The sequence below is a fragment of the Polynucleobacter sp. HIN6 genome, assembly GCF_030297575.1.
Taxonomy (GTDB): domain Bacteria; phylum Pseudomonadota; class Gammaproteobacteria; order Burkholderiales; family Burkholderiaceae; genus Polynucleobacter.
The window spans coordinates 884,772-907,444 of the sequence record NZ_AP028137.1 but is presented as its reverse complement, the minus strand read 5'-3'; the positions used below and the strand labels follow the sequence as shown (position 1 = coordinate 907,444).

The window sequence follows — 22,673 nt, the reverse complement described above, 5'->3', positions numbered from 1 at the left end:
CATTATAGGGATAGACAATAAAAAATAAATCGAATAGTATTTTAATTGAGATAAAAAAATTATTTACTATTGAATCAATGACCAGCATCCGGGTACTTAAAAATTTCATCGCCATCACGCGTCACAACAGCGTGGCTGCTGCGGCCCGTGAAATTGGCTTGACCCCCGCTGCTGCAGGACAACAGCTTGCACAGCTCGAGGCCGAATTAGGTGTGACGCTATTTGATCGCAATAAACGCTCACTAATCCTCAATAATCAAGGCCGCGCTCTGATTGAGCCCATCCAAGATATTCTCTCCCGCTATGAATCCCTCGGAAGTCAATTTCGGACGGGACTTTCTGGCTCTCTTACCGTGGGCGCTTTGGTCTCAAGCCTAATGGGTCAGTTTGGTAAAACATTGGACCATTTGAAAGATGAGTATCCAGGTCTGGAATTAAAAATTAGTACCGGCCTATCGAGCGATTTTTTGCAACAAGTGATTGATGGCATGCTCGATGCAGCCATCGTTACTGAATCCCCTTACGCATTACCCAAAAGTGTTCGCTGGACCTTGCTGTATGAAGAGCCCATGATCTTGATATACCCCAAAGGCAAGGACCCTGCCAATCTCCCCTTCATTCGGTTTGAACCCAAAACCTGGACTGGGGAGCTAGTCGATCGCTTTATTCGGGTCAATGGTTTAGAGATACGCAACAGCATGGTGGTTAACTCGGTTGAGGCCATTATTGAATTAGTTCGCCAAGGCTTCGGCTATGCCGTAGTACCAAAATTAGCCAATGTTGAGTGGGATAAAGACAAACGAATTGTGATTGCAAATCCGCCCCGTAAAACGATTTATCGTCGGGTGGGCCTACTTGAACGAAAAAATCATGCCCGCACCAAAATCACCAAAGCGATTGAAGAACAATTTAGAACTGGGATTAATTCTAGTTCTTAGTCGAGATAACTGGCAAAGTGAACCACTCGATCTAAATACAGAGGATACTCTGTGATGCCATGATCGCTCCCCTCAATTACGACATGGTTCGCATTGGGGTAAAAGTCAACCATCTCATGCCAGTCGAGTAACTCATCGCCTGTTGCTGCAACCAGTAAATAGCGCTCGGGATGGGTGATCGCTTCGACTTGCTGGGCACGCAACTGTTCGACATACTCTGCGCGCCAATCAAAAGGCTCATCGCTGTCATAGGCAGTCAGTTGCCCAACATAAGGTGCCAACTCTCGAGCAGCTCGCACTGCTGGATTCAGTAACACAGCACGCGCATTAGGAAATTGCTCGGCTAAATGAGTTGCATAGAAGCCACCAAGCGATGAGCCAATAAAACTAATCCGTTTGGGATTTACTGTTTCAATTTTTGCCTTGATCATCGCGATCGCCTCTGCGGGTGATGGGGGCAATTGAGGGCAATACCAGTCAATGGATTTGCCTTTTTCAACGAGGGATGCAATTGCATCCCTGGTCAGTTGTGCTTTGGAGGAGTTCGGTGAGGACCGAAATCCGTGCAAATAGACAATTAGCAGATCAGGATGATCGGGCATAGTGTCTTAGTTTGCTTTTTGTCCAATCTCAAAGTTAGCTAAGGTCTCGAGCGCCTTTACCATGGCTGAATGGTCCCAGGCCTTGCCACCGTGAGCTGCGCAGGAGTTAAATAACTCTTGGGCAGTTGCCGTATTGGGTAATGAAACGCCGAGTGCTTTGGCACTGCTAAGCGCCAAGTTCAAATCCTTTTGATGCAACTCAATCCGAAAGCCTGGATTAAAGGTGCGATTGACCATGCGCTCACCATGCACTTCCAAAATTTTCGAGCTTGCAAAGCCGCCCATCAAGGCTTGACGAACCTTAGCTGGATCAGCACCTGCTTTAGCAGCAAATAAGAGAGCCTCACCAACCGCCTCAATATTGAGAGCCACAATGATTTGATTAGCCACTTTTGCGGTTTGCCCTGCTCCATTACCGCCCACTAGGTTAATGTTTTTACCCATGAGCTCAAAGAGCGGCTTGACTTGATTAAATACCGCTTCGTCTCCTCCAACCATAATCGAGAGCGTGGCGTTTTGTGCGCCTACTTGACCACCCGATACCGGGGCGTCGACATAGTTACACCCAAGATCGTTGAGCTTTTTAGCAAACTCTTTGGTCGCAATCGGTGAGATGGAACTCATGTCCACCACAATCTTGCCTTTACTAATTCCGGACGCGATACCGTTCTCCCCAAACAGAACTTTTTCAACATCGGGTGTATCAGGAACCATTGTGAAGATGATGTCGGCATGTTGGGCCACTTCGGCAGGGGTCTTACAGGCAATCCCGCCGGCCTTGATGAGCTCCTCGGGTACTTTGCTACGGGTTGCTAAATAGACCGAATGACCACCCTTAATCAAATGACCAGCCATTGGTGAACCCATAATGCCTAATCCAACAAAACCCAATTTCTTTGCACTCATAGCAATCCCTTTGAAGAAAAATAACGAAATAAATTGATTTTAGGAGATCGACTTCAACCAACCCAAGCCGGCTTCCGTGGTGGTGGCTGGCTTATATTCGCAGCCGATCCAACCTTGATATCCCAATTGATCAATGAACTTGAACAAATAGGCGTAGTTAATTTCACCAGTCCCGGGCTCATTACGACCAGGGTTGTCTGCTAACTGCAGATGCGCAATACGACTGAGGTACTTCTTCATGGAATTGGCTAACTCCCCTTCCATGCGTTGGGCATGATAGATGTCGTATTGCAAGAAAGCGTTATCGGCACCCACCTCATCCAAGATTGCAATTCCTTGGGCGGTGGTAGACAAGAAGAAACCAGGGATATCAAATGTATTGATAGGTTCAATCAGCAATTTGAGCTGATGTTTTTTCAGTTCAGCCGCTGCGTACCGCAAATTACTAACAAATGTTGCGTGCAAGGTCTTGTGATCAACGCCGTCTGGAACTTTGCCGGCCAAGCAATTGAGCTGACCAACCCCGAGAGCCTTGGCATATTCAATCGCCTTAGCAACGCCAGACTTAAACTCCTCGACTCGATCGGGCAGGCACGCAATGCCACGTTCACCCGCCTCCCAATTACCAGCAGGCAAATTATGCAACACCAGTTTGAGTTGATTACGATCTAACGCTGCTTTAATCTCGCTCGCTGCAAACGGATATGGAAAGAGGAACTCGACTGCCTGAAAACCACAAGCGGCTGCACGATCAAAGCGCTCCATAAAGGGCACTTCATTAAACAACATGGTTAGATTTGCAGCAAACTTTGGCATTCCAGTTCCTCTATGTGAGTTTAAAAAAGATTTATTCTAAAAGACCGGCCGTTACCAAACCTTCAGTACCGGCTGGGTGACGGCAATCAATGTCCTCAAACTCGTTGACATTATTGATCTCGGTACCCATGGCGATATTGGTGACCTTCTCCAAAATGATTTCAACAACTACGGGGACTCGATACTCTTTGGCCATCTTCTGGGCCTCAATCAAAGCCTCCTGAATCTTGCCTGGATGGGTAACGCGCAAGGTTTTACAACCTAAGCCTTCAACCACCTTACCGTGATCAACGCCATAGCCCTTCAGGTTGTCATCGTGTACGTTGATATTGTCAAACGCGAGCTGTACACAGTAATCCATATCGAAGCCACGCTGCGCCTGACGGATGAGGCCTAAGTAACTGTTGTTCACGAGAACCATGACGAGTGGTAATTTAAACTGAGCGCCAACGGCCAATTCCTCAATCAAGAACTGGAAGTCATAATCACCTGCAAGACCAACGACGGTGCGAGTTGGGTCAGCAGCCAACACACCAAGTGCAGCTGGCACAGTCCAACCTAAGGGGCCTGCTTGACCGCAATTAATCCATTGACGTGCACCATAGACATGCAAGAACTGGCCGCCAGCGATTTGTGAAAGACCAATGGTTGATACATAAACGGTATCGCGTTTAAACGCTTGGTTCATCTCTTGATAAACACGCTGAGGCTTGATGGGTACATTATCAAAGTTTGTTTTGCGAAGCATGAGGCGCTTACGCTCTTGGCAACGCGAGACCCAATCGCTGTAATTTTTGAGCTTGCCTTTCGCCTTCCACTCTTTGGCTACTTCAACGAAGAGTTCGAGGGCAGCCTTCGCATCAGACACAATGCCGTAGTCAGGATTAAATACGCGACCAATCTGAGTTGGCTCAATATCGACGTGTACAAACTTACGGCCTTTGGTGTAGACCTCTAACGAACCAGTATGGCGATTGGCCCAACGATTACCGATTCCTAATACAAAGTCGCTGGCCAACATCGTGGCATTGCCATAACGATGCGAGGTTTGTAAACCCACCATGCCAGCCATCAAGGGATGATCATCTGGAATTGCACCCCAACCCATTAATGTTGGGATCACAGGAACACCAGTAATCTCGGCAAACTCCACTAAAAGATCTGCGGCATCTGCATTAATGATTCCGCCGCCCGCCACGATCAATGGCTTCTCGGCTGACATCAACATCTCCATGGCCTTCTCAATTTGCTTCTTATTGGCAAATGGTTTGTAAACCGGCAATGGCTCGTAGGTATCGATATCAAACTCGATCTCGGCTAACTGCACATCGATCGGCAAATCAATCAGTACAGGGCCAGGACGTCCTGAGCGCATTACATGAAAGGCTTGCTGAAATACGCGAGGTACCAAACCAGGCTCGCGCACGGTTACGGCCATTTTGGTCACTGGCTTGGCAATACTCTCGATATCAACCGCCTGGAAATCTTCTTTATAGAGACGGGCACGTGGTGCTTGGCCTGTAATACAAAGGATTGGAATTGAATCTGCGCTTGCTGAATACAAGCCAGTAATCATGTCCGTTCCAGCGGGGCCGGAGGTACCGATACAAACACCGATATTGCCAGCCTTGGCACGGGTGTAGCCCTCAGCCATGTGAGATGCGCCCTCGACGTGACGTGCCAGAATATGGGTGATGGATTGACGCTCGCGTAATTGTGCGTACAGGGGATTAATCGCGGCACCAGGAACGCCAAACGCGGTGGTGATGCCCTCTTTTTCCATTACCAAAACAGCTGCCATTGCGGCTTTCATGAGTGCCATTGTTGCCTCCTTTTGAATAAGATGAATGAATCATCCTTAAATTGAGGTATTCTGAGAAGTGTGATACCTTAATATCATCTATTCTATTTTGGAATATATTAGTTTTAATTCATTTAAATCAATAATTTATGGATCGAATTCAAGGCATTTCCTTATTCATACGAGTGGTCGAAACGGGATCATTTAGCAAAGCTGCGAGCAGTTTGGGAATAACTCAACCCACCGCCACCAAGCATGTCGCCGCCCTTGAAAAGCGCCTGGGATCCCTTCTGCTCCATCGCAGTACCCGCGGGGTAACGCCCACCGAAATCGGCAAGATTTATTATGAGAAGTGCAAAACAATTATTCATGAAGTTGAGGATGCCGAGAATCTAGCCGGCCTCTTACAAACCGAAGTACAAGGCAAACTCAATATCAGTAGCTCGGTCGCCTTCGGTCGTCGTGTACTGACTCCGCTGGTCCTAGAGTTCATGAGGGATCATCCACAGTTACAGGTAAGCCTCAACTTAGATGACCGCTACATTAATTTGGTTGAGGAAGGTGTTGATCTAGCGATTCGGATGGGGCGTCTATCCGATTCCAGTTTGGGTGCACGCTTTTTGGGTCTCAATCCCTGGGTCCTAGTCGCTACCCCTGAATACCTCATGCAAGCTGGCACGCCCTCCATACCCAGTGATTTAAGTCGTCATACCGCACTGATCTACAGCTCCGTTCAAGGAGACCATCGTTGGCAATTTACTGGTCGTGACGGCTCCAACAAATCAATTCAGGTGCAAGGACCCCTCTACTCCAATAATCTCTCAGCACTTCTATCTGCAACCAGGCAACATCTCGGAATTGCTGCCCTTCCCTGGTATGTAGCCTATACCTCCGTTCAAAGCCGACACCTTAAGCCCTTGTTAGAAGATTGGACCATGCCCGCTCAAGAGATCCATGCGGTCTATAGCTCACCACGACTGCTAACGAGTAAAGTTAGTAAATTAATCGATTGGCTCGCAGGTCAATTTAAGGGAAACTGGTGGGCCAGAGAAATCGGGTCATAATCATTTGGTGTTAAATCAACTATTGCTCAAAATCATGAACTCATCGTTATACATCTCAAAAAATCTTGCAATCCTCGCTATAGGCATTGGCCTCTCTTCTACTGGCTTTGCCCAAAACAAGCCGGCAATGGTTGACCCCAATAAGGCTCCGATCGCGGCTGCTGGGATTGATGAGGTCTATCAATTAGTCGATGCAGTAGTAACAAAGGTCGATAGCAAAACGCGCACGGTTACCCTAAAAGATAAAGACGGCACAGTGACCAATTTTGTTGCAGGGCCTGAGATCAAGAACTTCCCCCAAATTAAAGTGGGCGATCGTCTTACCGTCACGCATGAGTTAGCAGTTGTAATTGAATTGGCTAAGGTCAACAACCAGGGTATTCGCAGCGAAGTACAAACCACCAGCCAAACCTCTGCTCCACTTGGCAGCAAGCCCGCTTCAGTCATTTCTAATACCACCACAATTATTGCCACCGTGATTGGTATTGATCGCCAGAAGATGACCATCTCGGTTAAGGGTCCCAAAGGTAAGCCCGATACCTACCGCATCAAGAATGCGGCCCTACTTAAGGATATTGCCGTCAACGACGAGGTCAAGATTGTTTTATACGATGCAATGGCTGCATCCTTTACGGCTCCTACTGCTGCTACCCAGAAAAAATAAGAACGTCTAATTAAAATAAAGCAATTATTAAGGAGCAATCATGGCAGAACGGCTTGGTGCGCATTTATTGGTGGATGCCTTTAAGGCACAGGGTGTGAATTCAATATTTACCCTTTCTGGTAATCACATCATGCCCATTTTTGATGCTGTGATTGATCACCCGATTAAATTAATTCATACGCGTCATGAAGCGGCAACCGTTCATATGGCCGATGCATATGCTCGCTTGAGTGGCAAAGTGGGCATTGCAATGGTCACAGGTGGGCCAGGCCATGCCAATGCGGTATCCGCTTTATATACCGCGGCAATGGCCGAAGCTCCGGTGGTGCTGTTATCTGGTCATGCCCCCCTCAACCAATTAGGCAAAGGCGCCTTCCAAGAAATGTCCCAAGCTGATATTGCCGCGCCTTTATGCAAAGCATCCTGGACCTGTGCAGGCCCCCAATATTTAGCAGCCGATTTTGAGTTAGCCTGTGCAATTGCTCAATCGGGTCGACCGGGCCCCGTTCATTTGAGCCTGCCATCCGATGCGCTTGAGAATCCATTAACAGCTGCATCTGCAACACCGAGTCCTAGTGCGCCCAAACTTGCATCAAACCCTCCCTTAAGTTCGGAGAATGCACAGTTGATCGTAAAGCAGTTACGTGCTGCGCAAAAGCCGGTGGTTTTAGTGGGTCCGCGTGGTTGCTACCAATACGCTAAGGAACTTCACCAATTAAGCGAAGCGCTTGGCGTGCCAGTGATTGCCACAGAAAGTCCTCGTGGCGTAGGCGATCCCAGTTTAGGCGCCTTTGCTGAGGTGCTAGCACAAAGTGATTGTGTCTTATTGCTTGAGAAACGACTGGACTTCACGCTCAAGTTTGGTAACTCGCCAACTTTCAAAGCCGATGCGCGCTTTATGCAAATTGACTCAGAGGCGGATGAACTGCAGCGCTCTCAGAATGCACTCGGCTCGCGGTTGGAGTTGGCAGTACAAGCTGATTTACTTCCATCTATTGAGACCTTATTGCAAACTGCTAAGAGTGATCAAGCTAAATCTCAAGATACTAGTTGGTTGCCATGGGTCAAGGAGGCAATCGCTTATCGCCCCAATACTTGGTCAACCGCTACATCTAAGACACCCAAGCATGCGCACCCAGGCAGAGCAATGCTTGCCTTACAAGCCATCCTCGACTCCCATCCAGATTCAGTACTGGTAGCAGATGGTGGTGAAATTGGCCAATGGGCACAGGCTTGCCTGCATGCACCCAACCGAGTGATTAATGGTGTTGCTGGTTCGATAGGTGCAGCACTGCCCTTTGCGACTGCAGCTGCGTACACTAAGCCAGGCGTGCCAGTTGTTGCTGTGATGGGAGATGGCACCTTTGGCTTTCATTCGTCCGAGCTCGATACTGCCGTTCGCTATCAACTGCCATTCATTGGGGTCGTGGGCAATGATGCCTGCTGGAATGCCGAGTATCAGATTCAGATACGGGAATATGGTCAAGAAAGGGCTAAGGGATGTGAGCTTTTACCTTCCCGCTATGATCAGGTTGCAGAGGCGTTTGGTGGTGCTGGAGAGTTAGTGACTGATGCGGTTGATGTCTTACCTGCTGCGCAGCGCTTACAGGCCAAAGGCTTACCAGCGATCTTGAACATCTTGATCGAGGGCTTACCTGCCCCCAATCTCAAGCGCAGTTAGTTAGGGTCATCCGCTGTTACGTATCAGGCGTTTAACGACCATGCACCTGATGTATCGCCCGCGTTTTATTCAAGCAGTTGTTGGTATTTTGGTAGCAAGCTGCCTCTTGGTGGCGTGCGCCAATACTAGCCGTCCTGGGGTTGTAGGCGTGCAACGCTCGCAGTTCATGATGATCTCCGCAGCGCAAATTGATCGGATGTCGGCGATTAGTTTTGAGCAACAGGCGAAGGCGGCGCAGAAGAAAAAAATCCTCATTACCAGTGGCCCAGAATATGAGCGCCTCAAGACCATCGCCAATCGACTGATTCCACAGACCGCGGTATTTCGGGACGATACCCGCAATTGGAACTGGGGTCTACAGTTGATTGATTCCCCTATTGTGAATGCCACCTGCGCACCTGGTGGTCGGATTACTTTTTATACCGGGATCATTAATAAACTTAACCTCAATGATGATGAAATTGCAGCCATCATGGGTCATGAGATTGCTCATGCCGTACGAGAACATGGACGGGAGCAAGTTTCCCAGGCATTAGCCCAAAACATTATTAGTAATGTTGCGCTTGCTGCTGCTGGAGCGGGCTCGGCACAATCGATTGATGCAGCCAATCAAATCATGCAATACGTGATGGTACTTCCTAACTCTCGCCAGAATGAGCGCGAAGCTGATGCGATTGGCGTAGAGCTTGCGGCGCGTGGTGGCTATGATCCTCGCGCTGCGATAACGCTGTGGCAAAAGATGAGTAAAGAAAGTCAGGGCAAGAACCCACCTGAGTTTTTATCGACCCACCCCTCCAATGAGAATCGTATTAAAGAGCTTTCTGCATTGATACCGAAGGTCATGCCCTTATACGAGGCGGCAAAGCGAGAGAATGTGACCAAATAAAAACGGCCCCAGATTTTGGGGCCGTGGTTTTTAAGATGTTTTGGTTATTTCTTAAGGTTAAGTTGTGTTCCAAGTTTGCTATAGAGCTCAAATTGCTCTCGGGCAAATTTCTCGGTATCTTGGGGTGACCGAATCGCTGGGATTGCACCAACGGTATCGTTTCCACGTAACCAAGCTGGGTCTTTGGCGACTTCCTTCAAAACAGCTTGCCATTTGTTCACAACCTCAGCAGGTAATCCTGGGGGCCCATACAAACCACTCCATCCCATGACTTGCTCTAGGTTGCCGATGCCCATTTCTTTGGCGGTTGGCACATCTGGGAAGTCCTTTAGGCGATTAGGGGTTGATGTAACCAGTGCGCGCATGGCACCGCCCTTAATTTGACCAACCATGGTGGTGAGATTGTTGCAGATGAATTGCACTTGACCACCTAATAATGCGGTAGTTGCCTCGCCACCTCCTTTATACGGGATCATCATGGCAGCAGTAGATGGCAATCCAAGCTGACTGAGCATGACTTCCACTGCTAAATGTTGTGTTGTTCCAGGGCCAGCAGTTGCGTAATTGAGCTTACCGGGATTAGCGCGGATTGCATCAATAAGATCCTTCATGGTCTTATAGGGTGCGTCATTTTTGACCACACACACCACTGGATTGAAATCCAACAAGGAAATCATCGTGAAATCATTCCATTTATATGGTGTTTTACTATCAAGCGCCGGCACAATTGCTTGGGATCCGCCGCGTGATACTAATAAGGTATATCCATCGGGTGGCGCAGCGCTTACCTTTTGAGACCCAATCGTGCCAGAGGCGCCAACTACGTTCTGAACTACAACTGGCTGCCCAATTAATTTGCTTGCAACAGCAGCTAAATTGCGGCCTGAGAAATCACTATCACCCCCAGCTGCGTATGGGGCAATTAAGGTAATGGGCTTATTGGGATAGTTTTGCGCGATTGCTGGGCTGATACCAAGCGCACTTGCAACCAATCCCGCAAGAATCGATTTGCCGATTAGGCGTTTACTAGACTTCAACATAGTAGGTCTCCTCCACAATGGGATGTTTTTATAGGCACAACAACCCATACTACAAGTCGATTTTTGGGAAACCAATCAGGGTTAAAACTAGGTTTTTACTCTTTTAGGGGCTAAATACTCAATTCCACTGAGAGTTTGGTGCCCGGCACAATAATGCCGCCCCGATCCCCGGGGGTCGTATTGCCCCAACGAGATGCAAAGTAATCGGGCAAAGGTCGTCCAGATGGCGGGGCAATCCAGAGTCTTAGCAAATGACGATGACGCTCAGGTTCAGGCCAGTTCTCAAAATCATTTCTGGAATGCAGAATTTGATGATTATGCAAAAGCTGAATATCGCCAGGTTCAAATGCCATCTGCAGAGCAAATCCGGGCTCTTGCAAGATTGCATCGATCAAGTCCATGACCTCCACCTGTTCTTTGGTGATGCGTGGCGCATTGGGAAAGCGTCGTTGCGCCTCTTCAATGTAATGGCGTAGATAAACGCACGATAGTTCACCGTGATACCAGTTAAAGATGGGGATCTCAAACCAGGGGTCACGTCCTTCGGGAACTTCGCCACGGCGATCGGTGGGATACGGAGTAAACATCGCAGGAATGAGATCGGGGCGGCGCCTCACAAGTTCGTTGTAAACAGCCATTGAGCTGGCGATGAAGGACTCACCACCCTGCTTTGCCTTTTGTAGACACAAGAGGCCCACAATGTCCGCGGAGTCAGTGTGGTAGTCCAGCTTCTTGTTGGTTTGGTAAAAACGCGCACCCGCCTCCACTTTGGCGCCTTGATCGCGCACATGACCCAAGAGATGTCCTTTGCCATTGGAGCTGCGCAAACTCCCCATGTGACGACCGATCCCCATGTAAATGGTGGCGGCTTTCTCAATCGACCAGTTTGCGATTGGCAACCCTCGCAGCATCACAAAGCCACGGCCATGCAAGAGCTCTTGCAATTGTCCCTGAATAAATGGTTCTAGATTGTGAAGAGGAAAACTCGCGGGTGTGATGTTCTCAAGAGCAAGTCCGGTGCTAGCAAAGTGCTCCGCAGCGCGCTCGAGTTCGGCGACTTGTTCCGGAGTCCAGTGCACGATCCAATCCGATTTTTGAGCAAGGTCGGCGCCTCGCCATGTGCACGGTCCATCAATCGATTTGGGGATACTACCCACGGCATTAACTGCTTGACTTGTTCTCATCGTACGCCCCCGTTCGGATCTTTGCTTGGTAATCACTTCCTGATGAACTGAAATTAGTCTATTACAAAAATAGCCCAAATTTAAGCAAAAATAGAGGAAATCAGATCAATTAGTTTGGATGTGAATACTCTTTATATCTAAATTGGGTAGATGACTCTAAATGACTTCGGGCTAATACTAATTTAGCGCTTGGGGTCGTCTTGTTTGGATTTGCGCAAAATTGACTGCAATAGAGGTGCAGGTTTGGCGTTTGATTTTGACTTTGTTTGCTTGTTTTGCAAATCAGCCTTGCTGGCATTTTTCAGGCGCAGCGCGATCTGAAGACCTTGGCGTTTTGCTAAATCGGTTTTCTTGAGGGTCATGATGAAAAAACCCGCCTAGTTCACACTAGACGGGTTTTCAATACGGTATAAATTACTTCTTGGGAGCAGTTACTTCAATCGCAATGATTTCGGTAACAGTTGCTTCAACTTGTGTACCCACTTTAACGCCCTTGAGTACTTTTGGATCCTTCACTTTTAGATCCAATGTACGGGTAGCACCACGCAGAGTGATAGTACCTTTCTTTTCATCTACAGCGGTTACGTCAGCAACTACAGTGACTTGACGCTCGATCGCAGCAGCAGGCTTATCACCCAACTTTGCACGCGCTGCCTTTTCGGTTTCAACACGCTCACGGATTTCAACTTTGCTTGGCTTTTTAATGTCAGCCACGAGGATCTCAACATGAGTGAGCGTAACAATATCGCCCACTTTTATTTGATTAAAGTTTCTGACCTCATCACCCAACACGGTTTTGTACTCATTACCATTTGGGCCAACAATCACCACTTCACGGGTTTTTGGATCTACTGATTTGAATTTGCCTTGGAACTGAACACCTTCAGCTACTTTTAAGACGCCTGGAGCAGTTTCAACAGCAACCACTGCCTGTGGTTTATTTTGGGCCATGACAGCGGATGTGCCCATCATTAATACGGCTGCGCTTACAAGTGCAATTTTCTTCATGAAATTCCTCTATGGTTAATTAACAAAAATACCTCAAACGAGAATATTGTTGTAATGATAGTGGTTTTCATGACCAGGAAATGAAAAAACCACCCGAAGGTGGCTTTTGGAAATTGGCGGAGCGGACGGGACTCGAACCCGCGACCCTCGGCGTGACAGGCCGATATTCTAACCAACTGAACTACCGCTCCAGATACTGCATCATGCGCGTCACTGCATGACTGGCGTCCCCAGGGGGATTCGAACCCCCGTACTCACCGTGAAAGGGTGATGTCCTAGGCCTCTAGACGATGGGGACCTTGGACTACTTGTTTTGTTGGTGGAGATAAGCGGGATCGAACCGCTGACCTCTTGCATGCCATGCAAGCGCTCTCCCAGCTGAGCTATACCCCCTTATATTGGTGCACTTTCAAAACAATCCAAGATTTTAGCCTATTTTTGAGAGACGCTCGACAACTTCGTCCTTACCCATCACCGCAATCACCGCATCAAGCGCTGGCGTTTGGGTGGTGGCAAATAGCGCATACCGGATTGGCATTGCCAAGGCGGGCATCTTGAGTTGAAACTGGGTGAGCGTCGCTTTCAGCTGAGTAGCGATCTCTTCCTTAGTTTTGGGATTTGATGCTAACAGTCGCTCTCTAAAATCAGTAATGGCTGGGATCACAGCATTTGGAATATTTTGTGAGATTTGCTCATTATTGATATTGGGTCGGCCCTGATAGAAAAGCTTGGCACCTTCGACGATCTCTAACAAAGTGTTCGCACGATCTTTAAGTAAGTTAACCACGGACTCAAAATCAGGGCCTTGCGAGAGATCAATTCCCTGCTGATGGATAAACGGCATGCACAACTGCGCAAGTCGTTTTGCATCGCCCTGCTGAATATAGTGGTGATTGAGCCAGAGTAGTTTCTCGGGATTATGTTGTGCGGGTGAGCGACCCAAGTGCTCCAAATCAAACCATTTCACAAACTGCTCTTGCGTAAAGATTTCAGCGTCGCCGTGCGACCAGCCTAAGCGCGCGAGATAGTTTAGGACCGCTTCAGGTAGATAGCCCATTTTTTGATAGTCGCGCACACTCAAAGCACCATTGCGCTTACTCATCTTCTCGCCACTCTCATCCAAGACCGTTGGTAGGTGCGCGTAGACCGGCGGCGTACCACCAAGCGCTTTCATAATATTGATTTGCCGTGGGGTATTGTTCACATGATCATCGCCCCGAATCACATGGGTAATTTGCATGTCGAGATCATCCACTACCACACAGAAGTTATAGGTAGGAGTGCCATCGGGACGGGCGATGATGAGATCATCTAACTCATCGTTACTAATTTCAATCATCCCCTTAACGGCATCTTTCCAAATGACTGAGCCGCCAATTGGGTTTTTAAAACGAATTACGGGTAAAGCATCTTTGGGAGGTTCTGGTAATGTCTTGCCAGGTTCGGGGCGCCAAAAGCCGTTGTAGCGAGGCTTCTCTTTATTAGCCATTTGCTGGTCACGCAGACGATTGAGCTCATCTTCGCTCATATAACAATAGTATGCCGAGCCATCCGCTAGCATTTGCTTGAGAACTTCACGATAGCGGTCCATGCGTTGCATTTGATAAATCGGGCCTTCATCGGGATCTAAGCCCAGCCAATGCATTCCCTCTAAGATCACCTCAACTGCCTCGAGGGAGGAGCGCTCTTGATCAGTATCTTCAATCCGCAAGATGAAGTCCCCACCCTTACTTCTCGCAAAGGCCCAGGGGTACAAGGCACTACGCAGATTACCTAAATGAATAAAGCCGGTTGGGCTTGGGGCAAAACGAGTTCGAATACGCATGGGCAGTATTATCTCAGGTCAGAACTGCTTAGGATATTTTTCGGATGAATCAGCTTTTGGTCTTTGTGTGTGACGGCGCCCCCGTGCGGGGTGAGTTTGTCTCGATTGGTAGTGCGTGGCAGAACATTTTGGCCCTGCGCAATGACCCACCGGCGGTGCAAAAGGTGATGGGCGAGTTTATTGCAGCAGCCACGCTCTTAACGGCTAGCATCAAGCTCGATGGCACTTTAATTATTCAAGCCCAGAGTAAGGGGCCAATTCAGCTCTTGGTGGTTGAATGCACATCCCAACTTGAGATTCGGGCGAGTGTCACCCTCAATCCGGATTTTGGTCAAATTCCTGATAATGCCACTCTCGCTGAATTACTTGATGCAGAGGGCTCAGGGCGCTTAGCCATCACCCTCGATCCGATCGATCGCAAGCCATCCCAAACACCCTATCAAGGAATCGTGGCATTAAAACGACCATCCTCCACCCACCCCGGTTTGGACGAGCCGATTGAAACGGTCGCAGAGGCCATCATGCAATATATGCAACGCTCCGAACAAATTGATACCCGTATCTGGCTCGCCTCAAGTTCAAAATCCTTGGGCGGTTTTTTATTGCAACGCATGCCCGATGCCGGTGGCGCCTCTCAATATGACCCCAAGATGATGGCCGAGGGTTGGGAGCGCATTCAGATGCTAGGAAGCACCATTACCAATGAAGAGCTCTTAGACGTTGCGCCTGAAACCTTATTGCGTCGCTTATTTCTTGAAGAATCTGAGCGCTTTGGTGTGCGTAGCTTTCCAATACGCCTCGTTCGGTTTGCCTGCCGTTGCTCGCGTGAGCGAGTCGCAGATGTCATTCGAATGTTAGGTCAAGAAGAGGTCGATAGCATATTGGCCGAACTCGGTGCCGTAGAGACTCGCTGCGACTTTTGTGGAATGCAATATCGTTTTGATACCGTTGATTGCAAACAAGCCTTCGCTAGCACGACGCTCAGCGATGCTGTGCGACCACCTTCCAAAGGACACTAATTATTGTTTGGGTACGGGTACCTGAGTAGTATTTGGGCTCTGAGGCGCGCCTTCTTTTGGCACGATCTGCACAAAATATTCGCCCTCTTTGAGCATCCCATGCTCTGATCGGGCCCGTTCTTCAATTGCACGTGTGCCCTCTTTTAAATCCTTTACATCGCCAGCCAGTTTATTGTTCCGAATTTCTAAGGCTTTATTTTTCTGGATTTGCGCATCGAGCTGACGCTCTAGCTCATAGGCCTTGAGCCATCCGCCCTGACCAAACCAGAGCGGATACTGAATCACGATCAGCAACCCCAACATCGAGTAGATAATCAGGCGCATTACGCAAGCAGACTTACTTTAAATTGTGCAGGTTGTAGAACGCAGCCTTACCGGGATAGCTCGCCACATCACCCAGATCCTCTTCAATGCGCAGGAGCTGGTTGTACTTCGCGATCCGATCGGAGCGAGACAGGGAACCGGTTTTAATTTGACCAGCATTGGTACCCACTGCAATATCGGCAATCGTACTGTCTTCGGTCTCACCAGAGCGATGTGAGATCACCGCGGTGTAATTAGCGCGTTTAGCCATCTCGATCGCCGCAAAGGTCTCAGTGAGCGTGCCAATTTGGTTGATCTTGATCAGAATCGAGTTCGCAATCCCTTTGTCGATCCCCTCTTTGAGAATGCGAGTATTGGTGACAAATAGATCGTCCCCAACCAACTGGATAGTTTGACCAAGCTTTTGAGTTAAGGTCGCCCAGCCATCCCAATCACTCTCATGCATCCCGTCTTCAATTGATACGATCGGGAATTGATTGGCTAAATTGCCGAGGTAATCCGCAAACTCGGCGGAGCTCAGTTGCAAACCCTCGCCTGATAAATGGTACTTGCCATCTTTATAGAACTCACTCGCCGCACAATCTAAGGCCAGCAACACATCATCACCGGCGTGATAGCCCGCTTTCTCAATCGCACTCAGAATGGTTTCTAGGCACTCTTGATTGCTCTTGAAGTTGGGCGCAAAGCCACCTTCATCACCCACCGAGGTTGGCATATTTTTATCGTGCAATATTTTTTTGAGGGCATGAAAGACCTCGGCACCACAGCGCAACGCCTCCCGAAAACTATCCACACCCACTGGCATGATCATGAACTCTTGAATATCCAAGCTATTGTTAGCGTGGGCACCGCCATTGACGATGTTCATCATGGGGACCGGCAATTGCATGGCGCCTGAGCCACCAAAATAGCGATAGAGTGGCAAGCCGGCCTCTTCTGCAGCGGCGCGTGCTACGGCCATCGATACGGCTAAGGTGGCGTTTGCACCAAGACCGGCTTTATTGTGGGTGCCATCAAGATCATTGAGGGTGCGATCCAGAAACGCTTGTTCACTCGCATCTAGACCCAACACCGTTTCAGCAATTTTGGTATTGATGTTCTCAACGGCTTTTAGTACACCTTTGCCCAGATAACGACTTGCATCACCATCACGCAACTCGATCGCCTCGCGCGAGCCAGTCGAGGCTCCAGATGGAACCGCAGCGCGTGCCATGACACCCGATTCCAACAGAACGTCGCACTCGACGGTGGGATTACCACGCGAGTCCAGGATCTCACGACCAATAATGTCAACAATTGCGCTCATGCTCTCTCCTAAATATCTGTTCGGTGATGAAGGTCGATGATTGACTAAGGGTCAACCCACAAATCGGTCTTCTAAATACATATTGGCTTGTTTCACAACACGATCCAACTGTTGCAGCGTTGCTAATAGCTCTTTTAAGTGATTGAGCGGCACTGCATTGGGGCCATCCGATAAAGCCTTAGCTGGATCCGGATGGGTTTCCATGAAGAGACCGCTGATGCCGACTGCTACCGCTGCGCGCGCTAGCACCGGCACAAACTCACGCTGCCCACCACTACTGCTGCCTTGACCACCGGGCAATTGCACAGAATGGGTTGCATCAAACACAACGGGGGCTTGCGTCGCGCGCATGATGGCGAGGCTACGCATATCCGAGACTAAGTTGTTATAGCCAAAGCTGGCGCCACGTTCACACACCATAAACTGATCGGGTAGGTTTTTCTCACGCGCAGCAGCCCGCGCTTTATCGACCACATTACCCATCTCATACGGGGATAAAAATTGCCCCTTCTTGATATTGACTGGTTTGCCACTTTGAGCAACAGCAGCAATGAAGTCTGTCTGACGACAGAGAAACGCCGGGGTTTGCAAAACATCAACTACGGAGGCTACCGCTGCCACATCACTGATTTCATGTACGTCGGTGAGAACGGGAACGCCAACTTGCTTCTTGACCTTTTCTAAGATTGCCAAGCCCTTTTCCATTCCCAGTCCCCGAAAGGAGGATCCTGAGGAGCGATTGGCTTTATCAAAGGAGGACTTGTAAATGAAGGGGATGTTGAGATCGGCACAAATTGCTTTGATCTGACCAGCCGTGTCAATGGAAAACTGTTCCGACTCAATCACGCACGGGCCCGCAATCAAGAAGAATGGTTTGTTTAAACCAATCTCGAAGCCACACAAATGATTAAACATAAAGATCCAATTACGCAGCGACTGCTGTTTTAGCAGTTTGACGCGCGAGTGCTGCGCGGATATATGCCAAGAACAAGGGGTGGCCAGCTCTTGGGGTTGAGGTGAACTCGGGGTGGAACTGCACACCAAAGAACCATGGATGCATCGATTTAGGCAACTCCATCATCTCCGGCAAATCTTCATTGGGGGTACGCGCAGAAATAATCATGCCGGCTTTCTCAAGCTTTGGAGCGTAGATATTATTCACCTCATAGCGATGGCGGTGACGCTCATTTACTTCGGCACCATAAATGCTGTGAGCAAGTGTATTGGGCTTCACTGGGCATTTTTGTGAACCCAAGCGCATTGTTCCGCCCATATCGGAGTCGGCTGCACGTTTTTCAATCTTGCCCTCTCGGTTGAGCCACTCAGTAATGAGTGCCACAACTGGATTAGGGGTCTCTGGATCAAACTCGGTGCTGTTGGCCGCCTCAATCTTCGCAACATGCCTAGCAAACTCGATCACAGCAAGTTGCATTCCCAAACAGATGCCTAAATACGGCACGTCGTTCTCGCGCGCATACTGAATGGCTTTGATTTTCCCCTCGGTCCCACGCTTACCAAATCCACCCGGTACCAAGATGGCATCGAGATCATAGAGACACTCTAGATTGCCCTGCTCTAGGCGTTCGGAGTCGATGTAGCGAATATTAATTTTGGTGTGATTATGAATGCCAGCATGGCGTAGTGCTTCAATCAATGATTTATACGATTCGGTGAGGTCCACATATTTACCCACCATACCAATCGTGACCTCGTATTGAGGATGTTCAAGCTCGTATACCAAGGAATCCCACATCGAGAGATCGGCAGGCTTAGCTTGAATATTGAGCTCCTTGCATAAGAGCTCATCCATCCCCTGCTCATGCAGCATCTTCGGAATCTTATAAATCGTATCGACATCCCAAACGGAGATCACTGCTTCTTCGCGTACATTCGAGAACAAGGAGATCTTCGCGCGCTCGTCATCGGGGATCTCACGATCGGCGCGGCACAATAGGACGGTAGGCAATATCCCAATCTCGCGCAGTTTTTGCACAGAGTGTTGGGTGGGTTTGGTCTTCAACTCACCCGCACTCTGAATCCAGGGTACCAAGGTGAGATGCACAAATGCACAATCACCTTTAGGAAGTCGCAAGCTCATTTGGCGGGCTGCTTCCAAGAACGGGAGTGATTCAATATCACCGACGGTACCGCCAATCTCGCAAATGGCAATATCGGCATGGCCATCATGACTGGCTTTAGCACCCTTCTCCACAAAGGCCTGAATCTCATTGGTAATGTGGGGAATCACTTGAACTGTCTTGCCGAGATACTCACCACGGCGCTCTTTGCGAATCACCGACTCATAAATTTGACCGGTGGTGAAATTATTGCTCTTGCGCATCTTGGCGCTCACAAAGCGTTCGTAATGACCCAAATCGAGATCGGTCTCAGCCCCGTCTTCGGTCACGAATACTTCTCCGTGCTGAAACGGACTCATCGTTCCAGGGTCAACGTTGATGTAGGGGTCTAATTTTAGGAGGGTGACTTTCAGGCCGCGTGATTCAAGAATCGCGGCAAGCGAGGCGGCTGCAATTCCTTTTCCGAGAGAAGAAACTACACCACCAGTGACAAAAACGTATTTGGTCATCGCTTAACGTCTATTGGTAATACGCAATTATAACGATAGCTGGAGCGGATTGAAAAAAAGAGACTTCGGACTTGCCCTAAGTAAAATTAGGGATGCGTTTATTTTTCGCCATCCTCATCACCCTTCTATCCCTGTTTTATTTCCTGCCGGTGGCGATTGCGTTTTACCGTAAACGCGCCAATACCGGGGCTATTTTTGCCCTGAACCTCTTTTTAGGGTGGTCCTTAATTGGCTGGGTAATTGCTCTGGTTTGGGCGCTGAAGGACGAAGAGATCCTGTAAATATCAGGCTGATTAGGGGTATTTTCACTAGATCCGCTGTCAGTAAAGTTTTACAATATAGCCTGTTCTTTTGGCCCACTTCTGATCAGGAATCTTATGTTAGACGCATACCAATCCCATGTAGCCGAACGTGCCGCGCAAGGCATCCCCGCCCTCCCATTAACCAAGGATCAAACCGCTGAATTGGTCAAAATGCTTCAGAACCCCCCTAAGGGTCTAGAGGCACAACTCCTTGATTTAATTACCTATCGTGTGCCTGCAGGGGTGGATGAAGCCGCCAAGGTCAAGGCCGAGTTTTTAGATGCGCTTGCTAAAGGTAAGCTGCAGTCCCCCGTTATCTCCCGAGTCAAAGCGACCGAACTCTTGGGCACCATGCTTGGGGGCTACAACATCAAGCCATTGGTTGAATTGCTTGAGGATAAGGAGTGTGGCGCTGCTGCGACCGAAGCCCTCAAGAAAACCTTACTCATGTTTGATTACTTTAATGACGTCAATGACTTAGCAGAGAAAGGTAATGCAAATGCTAAGGCTGTTATTCAGAGCTGGGCGAATGCCGAGTGGTTTACCAGCCGCCCCGCCGTCCCTGAGTCCATGACCCTCACGGTTTTCAAGGTAACTGGTGAGACCAATACTGATGACCTCTCCCCGGCCCCCGATGCTTGGAGCCGTCCAGATATTCCGCTCCATGCGACCGTCATGCTCAAGAACCCCCGTCCGGGTATTGAGCCTGATGAGGCTGGAGTGCGTGGCCCCATGAAACAAATTGAGGCTCTTAAACAAAAGGGTCATCAAATTGCCTATGTGGGCGATGTCGTAGGTACCGGATCGTCTCGTAAATCGGCTACCAACTCTGTGCTTTGGTGGACTGGCCAAGACATTCCCTTCGTTCCCAATAAACGTTTTGGCGGCGTTTGCTTAGGTGGCAAGATTGCACCGATCTTCTTTAACACCATGGAAGATGCGGGTGCCCTGCCAATTGAGCTCGATGTCAATCAAATGAATATGGGCGATGTCATTGAACTTCGCCCCTATGAAGGCAAAGTGCTCAAAGATGGCAAAGTGATTGCGGAGTTCACCCTGAAGTCACCGGTGATTCTCGATGAGGTCCGCGCCGGCGGTCGTATTCCACTCATCATTGGTCGCGGCTTAACCGCCAAGGCGCGTGCCTCACTGGGCTTACCTGCATCGACCGAGTTCCGAGTACCGATTAGCCCACCTGATAACAAGAAGGGCTTTAGCTTGGCGCAGAAGATGGTCGGTCGTGCCTGTGGCTTGCCAGAAGGTCAAGGCGTTCGTCCCGGTACCTACTGCGAGCCCCATATGACCACCGTTGGTTCGCAAGATACAACCGGCCCCATGACCCGCGATGAACTCAAAGATCTCGCCTGCCTTGGGTTCTCGGCAGACTTAGTGATGCAGTCGTTCTGCCACACCTCGGCCTATCCAAAGCCAGTGGATATTCGTACCCATCATGAACTGCCATCGTTTATGACCAATCGCGGCGGCGTCTCACTGCGCCCAGGCGATGGCGTGATCCACAGTTGGTTAAATCGCTTGCTATTACCTGATACCTGTGGCACGGGTGGTGATAGCCATACTCGTTTCCCAATTGGCATCTCCTTCCCCGCTGGCTCGGGTCTGGTCGCATTCGCGGCTGCCACCGGTGTCATGCCTCTGGATATGCCCGAGTCTGTCTTAGTTCGCTTTAAAGGTCAAATGCAACCTGGCATTACATTGCGCGACTTAGTGAATGCCATTCCCCTCTTTGCGATTAAGCGTGGCTTACTCACCGTCGAGAAAAAAGGCAAGAAGAATGTGTTCTCGGGTCGCATCCTCGAGATTGAGGGCCTGCCTGATCTCAAGGTTGAGCAAGCCTTTGAACTTTCCGATGCATCGGCCGAGCGCTCAGCCGGTGGTTGCACTGTGCATCTCAACAAAGAGCCCATCATTGAGTACATGCGCTCCAACATTACGCTCATGAAGTGGATGATCGCGAATGGCTATGAAGATAAACGTACGCTCGCGCGTCGCATTAAGGCGATGGAGAACTGGATTGCAAATCCACAATTGCTCAAGGCCGATGAGAATGCAGATTACGCTGAGATTATTGAGATCGATATGAACGAGATCAAGGAACCCATCTTGGCCTGCCCCAACGATCCCGATGATGTCAAATATCTCTCGGAGGTTCAAGGTGACAAGATCGATGAGGTATTTATTGGTTCGTGCATGACCAATATCGGTCACTTCCGTGCGGCTGGCAAGATCCTCGAAGGTAAAACTGATATTCCAACGCGCTTATGGATCGCGCCACCCACCAAGATGGATGCCATGATCCTTACCGAGGAAGGTTATTACGGCATTTTGGGTCGCACGGGTGCACGCATGGAGTCGCCAGGTTGTTCGTTGTGCATGGGCAATCAAGCGCAGATGCGCAAGGGTGCCTCAGCGGTTTCTACATCGACACGTAACTTCCCTAATCGCTTAGGAATTGATACACGGGTGTATTTAGCCTCTGCGGAGCTGGCTGCGGTTGCCGCCCTCTTGGGTCGCATACCCACCATGGCGGAGTACTTGGAACAGTTCCAAGCGGTCAATGCCAAAGCCAATGATGTGTATCGCTATATGAATTTTGACAAGATCAAAGACTTTAGTGAAGTTGCGGATACCGTCAGCGTTTAAGTCTTCCCTTAAACGATTAAGCCCAAGGTTTTAGCCTTGGGCTTTTTTGTTTCAGTTTT

At 49.2% G+C, this 22,673-nt stretch carries 21 protein-coding genes and 3 tRNA genes; 8 read left to right on the top strand and 16 right to left on the bottom strand.

The window, feature by feature from the left end:
- Positions 1-77 precede the first annotated feature (77 nt).
- Positions 78-938, top strand: a complete 861-nt coding sequence (locus QUE66_RS04670) for a LysR family transcriptional regulator (RefSeq protein WP_286224666.1) — start codon at positions 78-80, stop codon at positions 936-938.
- On the opposite strand, the gene QUE66_RS04665 is transcribed toward QUE66_RS04670, so the two are convergent.
- Genes QUE66_RS04665 through gcl form a run of 4 tightly spaced genes read right to left on the bottom strand, consistent with a single transcriptional unit; the run spans position 935 to position 5,084 of the window.
- Positions 935-1,540 carry a YqiA/YcfP family alpha/beta fold hydrolase gene (locus QUE66_RS04665; RefSeq protein WP_286224665.1) on the bottom strand — a complete coding sequence of 202 codons (606 nt, stop codon included), beginning with the start codon at positions 1,538-1,540 and terminating at the stop codon, positions 935-937. The genes QUE66_RS04670 and QUE66_RS04665 overlap by 4 nt on opposite strands.
- 6 nt (positions 1,541-1,546) lie before the next feature.
- Positions 1,547-2,446, bottom strand: a complete 900-nt coding sequence (glxR, locus tag QUE66_RS04660; RefSeq protein ID WP_458574881.1) for a 2-hydroxy-3-oxopropionate reductase — start codon at positions 2,444-2,446, stop codon at positions 1,547-1,549.
- Between the two features lie 39 nt (positions 2,447-2,485).
- Positions 2,486-3,262 (bottom strand): hydroxypyruvate isomerase, encoded by a 777-nt coding sequence (hyi, locus tag QUE66_RS04655; protein ID WP_286224664.1) that lies wholly within the window; start codon positions 3,260-3,262, stop codon positions 2,486-2,488.
- Between the two features lie 31 nt (positions 3,263-3,293).
- On the bottom strand, positions 3,294-5,084 hold the full coding sequence (gcl, locus tag QUE66_RS04650; RefSeq protein ID WP_286224663.1) for a glyoxylate carboligase: 1,791 nt from the start codon (positions 5,082-5,084) through the stop codon (positions 3,294-3,296).
- A 128-nt stretch (positions 5,085-5,212) separates the two neighbouring features.
- On the opposite strand from gcl, the gene QUE66_RS04645 reads away from it, so the two are divergent.
- The 4 genes from QUE66_RS04645 to QUE66_RS04630 are packed head-to-tail and all read left to right on the top strand — an operon-like array spanning position 5,213 to position 9,358.
- Complete coding sequence (locus QUE66_RS04645; protein ID WP_286224662.1) at positions 5,213-6,127, top strand: LysR family transcriptional regulator; 915 nt, start codon at positions 5,213-5,215, stop codon at positions 6,125-6,127.
- Positions 6,128-6,161: 34 nt separating this feature from the next.
- Entirely contained in the window at positions 6,162-6,791 is a 630-nt protein-coding gene (locus tag QUE66_RS04640) for a hypothetical protein (protein ID WP_286224661.1), read from the top strand.
- A 40-nt stretch (positions 6,792-6,831) separates the two neighbouring features.
- Complete coding sequence (locus QUE66_RS04635; RefSeq protein WP_286224660.1) at positions 6,832-8,472, top strand: thiamine pyrophosphate-binding protein; 1,641 nt, start codon at positions 6,832-6,834, stop codon at positions 8,470-8,472.
- 40 nt (positions 8,473-8,512) lie between these two features.
- Positions 8,513-9,358, top strand: a complete 846-nt coding sequence (locus QUE66_RS04630) for a M48 family metallopeptidase (protein ID WP_286224659.1) — start codon at positions 8,513-8,515, stop codon at positions 9,356-9,358.
- Positions 9,359-9,402: 44 nt separating this feature from the next.
- Here QUE66_RS04630 and QUE66_RS04625 read toward each other — a convergent pair whose 3' ends face one another.
- The 8 genes from QUE66_RS04625 to gltX all read right to left on the bottom strand — a co-directional run bounded on the left by QUE66_RS04625 (position 9,403) and on the right by gltX (position 14,421).
- Complete coding sequence (locus tag QUE66_RS04625; protein ID WP_286224658.1) at positions 9,403-10,398, bottom strand: Bug family tripartite tricarboxylate transporter substrate binding protein; 996 nt, start codon at positions 10,396-10,398, stop codon at positions 9,403-9,405.
- A 110-nt stretch (positions 10,399-10,508) separates the two neighbouring features.
- Entirely contained in the window at positions 10,509-11,582 is a 1,074-nt protein-coding gene (locus QUE66_RS04620) for a TauD/TfdA family dioxygenase (protein ID WP_286224657.1), read from the bottom strand.
- A 182-nt stretch (positions 11,583-11,764) separates the two neighbouring features.
- Positions 11,765-11,944 (bottom strand): hypothetical protein, encoded by a 180-nt coding sequence (locus QUE66_RS04615; protein ID WP_286224656.1) that lies wholly within the window; start codon positions 11,942-11,944, stop codon positions 11,765-11,767.
- A gap of 52 nt (positions 11,945-11,996) precedes the next feature.
- Positions 11,997-12,590, bottom strand: a complete 594-nt coding sequence (locus QUE66_RS04610; protein ID WP_286224655.1) for a hypothetical protein — start codon at positions 12,588-12,590, stop codon at positions 11,997-11,999.
- Between the two features lie 114 nt (positions 12,591-12,704).
- Positions 12,705-12,781 (bottom strand) — tRNA-Asp (locus QUE66_RS04605).
- Positions 12,782-12,812: 31 nt separating this feature from the next.
- Positions 12,813-12,888, bottom strand: a tRNA-Glu gene (locus QUE66_RS04600).
- A gap of 19 nt (positions 12,889-12,907) precedes the next feature.
- Positions 12,908-12,983, bottom strand: a tRNA-Ala gene (locus QUE66_RS04595).
- A 34-nt stretch (positions 12,984-13,017) separates the two neighbouring features.
- Positions 13,018-14,421 (bottom strand): glutamate--tRNA ligase, encoded by a 1,404-nt coding sequence (gene gltX, locus QUE66_RS04590; protein WP_286224732.1) that lies wholly within the window; start codon positions 14,419-14,421, stop codon positions 13,018-13,020.
- Positions 14,422-14,459: 38 nt separating this feature from the next.
- Between gltX and hslO the strand changes: the two genes are divergently transcribed.
- Positions 14,460-15,434, top strand: coding sequence for an Hsp33 family molecular chaperone HslO (gene hslO, locus QUE66_RS04585; protein WP_286224654.1), 975 nt, complete (start codon positions 14,460-14,462; stop codon positions 15,432-15,434).
- Here the strand turns inward: hslO and ftsB are convergent, their stop codons facing one another.
- The 4 genes from ftsB to QUE66_RS04565 are packed head-to-tail and all read right to left on the bottom strand — an operon-like array spanning position 15,435 to position 19,651.
- On the bottom strand, positions 15,435-15,758 hold the full coding sequence (ftsB, locus tag QUE66_RS04580; RefSeq protein WP_286224653.1) for a cell division protein FtsB: 324 nt from the start codon (positions 15,756-15,758) through the stop codon (positions 15,435-15,437). It abuts the gene before it with no gap.
- A 13-nt stretch (positions 15,759-15,771) separates the two neighbouring features.
- A complete protein-coding gene (gene eno, locus QUE66_RS04575) occupies positions 15,772-17,064 on the bottom strand; it encodes a phosphopyruvate hydratase (protein ID WP_286224652.1) in 1,293 nt (430 codons plus the stop codon).
- Positions 17,065-17,115: 51 nt separating this feature from the next.
- On the bottom strand, positions 17,116-17,979 hold the full coding sequence (gene kdsA / locus QUE66_RS04570) for a 3-deoxy-8-phosphooctulonate synthase (protein WP_286224651.1): 864 nt from the start codon (positions 17,977-17,979) through the stop codon (positions 17,116-17,118).
- Between the two features lie 10 nt (positions 17,980-17,989).
- On the bottom strand, positions 17,990-19,651 hold the full coding sequence (locus QUE66_RS04565) for a CTP synthase (RefSeq protein ID WP_286224650.1): 1,662 nt from the start codon (positions 19,649-19,651) through the stop codon (positions 17,990-17,992).
- A gap of 92 nt (positions 19,652-19,743) precedes the next feature.
- Here QUE66_RS04565 and QUE66_RS04560 point away from each other — a divergent pair, with 92 nt between their 5' ends.
- Positions 19,744-19,932, top strand: a complete 189-nt coding sequence (locus QUE66_RS04560) for a superinfection immunity protein (protein ID WP_286224649.1) — start codon at positions 19,744-19,746, stop codon at positions 19,930-19,932.
- Positions 19,933-20,028: 96 nt separating this feature from the next.
- Complete coding sequence (gene acnB, locus QUE66_RS04555) at positions 20,029-22,614, top strand: bifunctional aconitate hydratase 2/2-methylisocitrate dehydratase (protein ID WP_286224648.1); 2,586 nt, start codon at positions 20,029-20,031, stop codon at positions 22,612-22,614.
- Positions 22,615-22,673 lie beyond the last annotated feature (59 nt).

Excerpts from the sequence above, each read along its gene's own strand:
- QUE66_RS04670 (WP_286224666.1), top strand. The coding sequence starts at position 78 with ATGACCAGCATCCGGGTACTTAAAAATTTCATCGCCATCACGCGTCAC.
- QUE66_RS04665 (WP_286224665.1), bottom strand. The coding sequence starts at position 1,540 with ATGCCCGATCATCCTGATCTGCTAATTGTCTATTTGCACGGATTTCGG.
- glxR (WP_458574881.1), bottom strand. The coding sequence starts at position 2,446 with ATGAGTGCAAAGAAATTGGGTTTTGTTGGATTAGGCATTATGGGTTCA.
- hyi (WP_286224664.1), bottom strand. The coding sequence starts at position 3,262 with ATGCCAAAGTTTGCTGCAAATCTAACCATGTTGTTTAATGAAGTGCCC.
- gcl (WP_286224663.1), bottom strand. The coding sequence starts at position 5,084 with ATGGCACTCATGAAAGCCGCAATGGCAGCTGTTTTGGTAATGGAAAAA.
- QUE66_RS04645 (WP_286224662.1), top strand. The coding sequence starts at position 5,213 with ATGGATCGAATTCAAGGCATTTCCTTATTCATACGAGTGGTCGAAACG.
- QUE66_RS04640 (WP_286224661.1), top strand. The coding sequence starts at position 6,162 with ATGAACTCATCGTTATACATCTCAAAAAATCTTGCAATCCTCGCTATA.
- QUE66_RS04635 (WP_286224660.1), top strand. The coding sequence starts at position 6,832 with ATGGCAGAACGGCTTGGTGCGCATTTATTGGTGGATGCCTTTAAGGCA.
- QUE66_RS04630 (WP_286224659.1), top strand. The coding sequence starts at position 8,513 with ATGCACCTGATGTATCGCCCGCGTTTTATTCAAGCAGTTGTTGGTATT.
- QUE66_RS04625 (WP_286224658.1), bottom strand. The coding sequence starts at position 10,398 with ATGTTGAAGTCTAGTAAACGCCTAATCGGCAAATCGATTCTTGCGGGA.
- QUE66_RS04620 (WP_286224657.1), bottom strand. The coding sequence starts at position 11,582 with ATGAGAACAAGTCAAGCAGTTAATGCCGTGGGTAGTATCCCCAAATCG.
- QUE66_RS04615 (WP_286224656.1), bottom strand. The coding sequence starts at position 11,944 with ATGACCCTCAAGAAAACCGATTTAGCAAAACGCCAAGGTCTTCAGATC.
- QUE66_RS04610 (WP_286224655.1), bottom strand. The coding sequence starts at position 12,590 with ATGAAGAAAATTGCACTTGTAAGCGCAGCCGTATTAATGATGGGCACA.
- hslO (WP_286224654.1), top strand. The coding sequence starts at position 14,460 with ATGAATCAGCTTTTGGTCTTTGTGTGTGACGGCGCCCCCGTGCGGGGT.
- ftsB (WP_286224653.1), bottom strand. The coding sequence starts at position 15,758 with ATGCGCCTGATTATCTACTCGATGTTGGGGTTGCTGATCGTGATTCAG.
- eno (WP_286224652.1), bottom strand. The coding sequence starts at position 17,064 with ATGAGCGCAATTGTTGACATTATTGGTCGTGAGATCCTGGACTCGCGT.
- kdsA (WP_286224651.1), bottom strand. The coding sequence starts at position 17,979 with ATGTTTAATCATTTGTGTGGCTTCGAGATTGGTTTAAACAAACCATTC.
- QUE66_RS04565 (WP_286224650.1), bottom strand. The coding sequence starts at position 19,651 with ATGACCAAATACGTTTTTGTCACTGGTGGTGTAGTTTCTTCTCTCGGA.
- QUE66_RS04560 (WP_286224649.1), top strand. The coding sequence starts at position 19,744 with ATGCGTTTATTTTTCGCCATCCTCATCACCCTTCTATCCCTGTTTTAT.
- acnB (WP_286224648.1), top strand. The coding sequence starts at position 20,029 with ATGTTAGACGCATACCAATCCCATGTAGCCGAACGTGCCGCGCAAGGC.